The 2,817-nt window shown below is 61.4% G+C and carries 3 protein-coding genes; all 3 read left to right on the top strand.

Annotation, left to right across the window (positions count from 1 at the left end; all coding sequences use genetic code 11):
- Positions 1-337 (top strand): aldolase/citrate lyase family protein (locus EN884_RS31750; protein WP_245492020.1); only part of this gene is annotated, 337 nt, incomplete at its 5' end.
- Between the two features lie 14 nt (positions 338-351).
- Complete coding sequence (locus EN884_RS31755) at positions 352-1,404, top strand: NAD(P)-dependent oxidoreductase (RefSeq protein ID WP_063170585.1); 1,053 nt, start codon at positions 352-354, stop codon at positions 1,402-1,404.
- Between the two features lie 115 nt (positions 1,405-1,519).
- Positions 1,520-2,817, top strand: a 1,298-nt coding sequence (locus tag EN884_RS31760; protein WP_128360964.1) for an extracellular solute-binding protein, incomplete at its 3' end; no start/stop codon positions are given.

Here is a 2,817-nt window from a genome sequence, read left to right on the forward strand (position 1 = left end):
CATCTGCCTGATCGAGACCGCCGACGGCGTCAAGAACATCGACGGCATTGCGGGATTGGACGGCGTCGATTGTCTGTGGGTCGGTCACTTTGATCTGTCGGTCTCGCTCGGCATTCCCGGCGACTTCGCGCACCCGACCTTCATCGCCGCGATGGCCAAAATCGTTTCCGCCGCCAAAAGGCACAACAAGTCGCTCGGGCGCCTGGTGCCCAACGTCCAGCAGGGCCACGAGTTCTACGCACAAGGCTTCGACTTCATTTGTTATTCGGGCGACGTCTGGATACTGCACGACGCGATCGCCGACGCGGTCTCCAAAATCCGGGCCGGGTGCCAGTAAGAACGGAGGAGAGAATGGGCGACCTAAAGTTCAAGGTGGCGCTTTCCGGTGATTTCCGCATGCCGGACGGCTCGCTGACCTATCCCGACTTCGACCTGGAGCCTCTGCGCAAGGCGCCAGGCCTCGAGATGACATTCCTGGAATCGAATAACCCGCTTCGCGCCGACCAGCTTGAGGACTTCGATGCGCTGATCCTTCTCACTCATCGCTTCGTTTCCACGAGTGTCCCCAAGAGCGGTCGGCTGGCCGTCGTTGCCCGCTTCGGCGTCGGCTACGATACTGTCGACGTCGAGGCCTGCACTGCCGCCGGCATCGCTCTGGTCATCACGCCCGATGGGGTAAGACGGCCGGTCGCCGTATCCGTCATCACCTTTATGTTGGCACTCACCGGCAAGCTGTTCACGAAGGACGCCCTCACCCGTAAGGGACCTCATGGCTTCCAGGAGCGCTCCCAACATATGGGTGTCGGGCTCGTGGGGCGTACGCTGGGGTCGCTCGGCATCGGCAACATAGGCGCCGAAGTTTTTCGCCTGGCAAAGCCCTTCGATATGAGGTTCATCGCCCATGACCCATTTGCAGACAAGAAGGTCGCTGCCGAACTAGGCGTGGAGCTGGTCGGACTGGAAGATCTGTTTCGTCGCGCCGACGTGCTGTCGGTAAGTTGCCCGCTGACGCCTGACACGCGCCATCTCGTCAATGCCGAGCGGCTCGCCCTGATGAAGCCTACTGCATACCTGATCAATACAGCGCGCGGCCCGATCGTCGACCAGAAGGCATTGGCACAAGCCCTGCGGGAGCGTCGTATCGCCGGCGCCGGTCTCGACGTGCTGGAGCAGGAGCCGCCGGATGCTGACGATGCAATCCTCAAACTCGACAACGTCATCCTTGCGCCGCACGCATTGTGCTGGACCGACCAGTGCTTTGCCGGCAACGGCGCTGCAGACGTCAAAGCGGTAATCGAGGTTCAACATGGTCGCGAGCCGCGCGGTGTGGTCAATCGCGAGGTGCTTTCGAGCGTGCGGTGGAAGGATAGGCTGGCCGTTTTCGCGGGCCGCTTCGGAAGCTAGGAGTGCGAGAATTTGGCGCGCCGCCGCGGCCATTGCGGGGGCCTTACGGGAGGAATGCTCGACCGCCGCGCCTGCGGACGAGTGAGCAAATGAGAAAACGGGAGGACCAAGCACTATGAACGATCGTGAAAAACGTGACTTTCAGGCCGGTCTCGAAGCAGAGGTCGACGCCTTCATGCGTGGCGAAACGACCCGCCGGAATTTCATAACCCGCTTCGGCCAGATGACCGGTATGTTGGCAGCGTCTGCACCCATTTTGGGTATGATGACCGATTGGGCGCTGGCGCAGCAGAAGCTCGAACTGGCCGACGCCACGTCGCCGCTGGGACAGGCGCAGGCCGCTGCGCTGAAAGCATCTAAGGAAGGACCGGCGGAGGGCTCCGCCTTCCGCGCGGTCGAGGCGGCCAAGGCGCATGCGGGCGTCACGATCAACATGACCTACGAGGCAGGCCTGCAGGCGCTCGATCCACGCAATTTCAGTGGGCCGATGTGGGAGCAGCTTACGGGCATGAAGTCGAATGTGGTCGAACTGTCGAATCCCGATCAATACTCCAAGGCGGTCGCCGAGCACATTGCCGGCTCAGGCGCCTATGACGTGCTCGACATCTCGCCAGCCTGGACACCGTCGCTCGCCGATGGCGGCGTCATCGCACCTCTCGACGACTATATCGCCAAATATATGAACCCTGCAGACCTCGAGGACTATCATCCTCTCTACAAGGCGCTGCCGACCTACAAGGGAAAGATCTGGGGCTTCTTCGACGACGGCGACATGTTCGCTCTCTACTACCGCAAGGACATCTTCGAGGATCCGAAGATGATGGAGGCCTACCAGACCAAGTTCAACGCGAAGCTCGGACCACCGAAGACCTGGGAGGAATATGCTCAGATCGCCCAATTCATCACCGACCAGATGGCACCGAAGGTTTATGGTGCAGGCCACTTCCGCAAGGCGGGCAGCCCGGGCAATCAGTTCGACTTTCTGCAGCAGTACCGTGCCAACGGCGGGAAACTGTTCGGCGACGACATGAAGGCCGGCTTGGTGTCGGATGCGGGCGTCAAGACGCTGACGAACATGCTCGCGGCCAACAAGGCCTCGATCCCCGGTAACAACGAGCTCGACGCCGTCTCCCTTTGGGCGGCATTCCTGACGGGGAAGGTTGCGATGATCTATTCCTGGCCTCCAAGCGGCCGGATGGCGGCGAACTATTCGCAATCCGCCACGGCGATCAACTTCATTCCCCAGTCGCAGATCGCTGGCAAGGTTGGCTATGCCGTCGTGCCGGGCAATCCGGAACATGCCACCGGCTACAACAAGGCGCTGTCGGCGGATTCGCCCAATCCGGAGGCGGCGTATCTGTTCATGCAGTGGGCCTGCTCGCCTCCCGTCTCACTGGCGCGCTGCATGTTGCC

This window comes from Mesorhizobium sp. M7A.F.Ca.AU.001.01.1.1 (assembly GCF_004022735.1).
Taxonomy (GTDB): Bacteria; Pseudomonadota; Alphaproteobacteria; order Rhizobiales; family Rhizobiaceae; genus Mesorhizobium; species Mesorhizobium ciceri.

Bases quoted from the DNA above. Each gene is read 5' to 3' on its own strand.
- EN884_RS31755 (WP_063170585.1), top strand. From the start codon at position 352: ATGGGCGACCTAAAGTTCAAGGTGGCGCTTTCCGGTGATTTCCGCATG.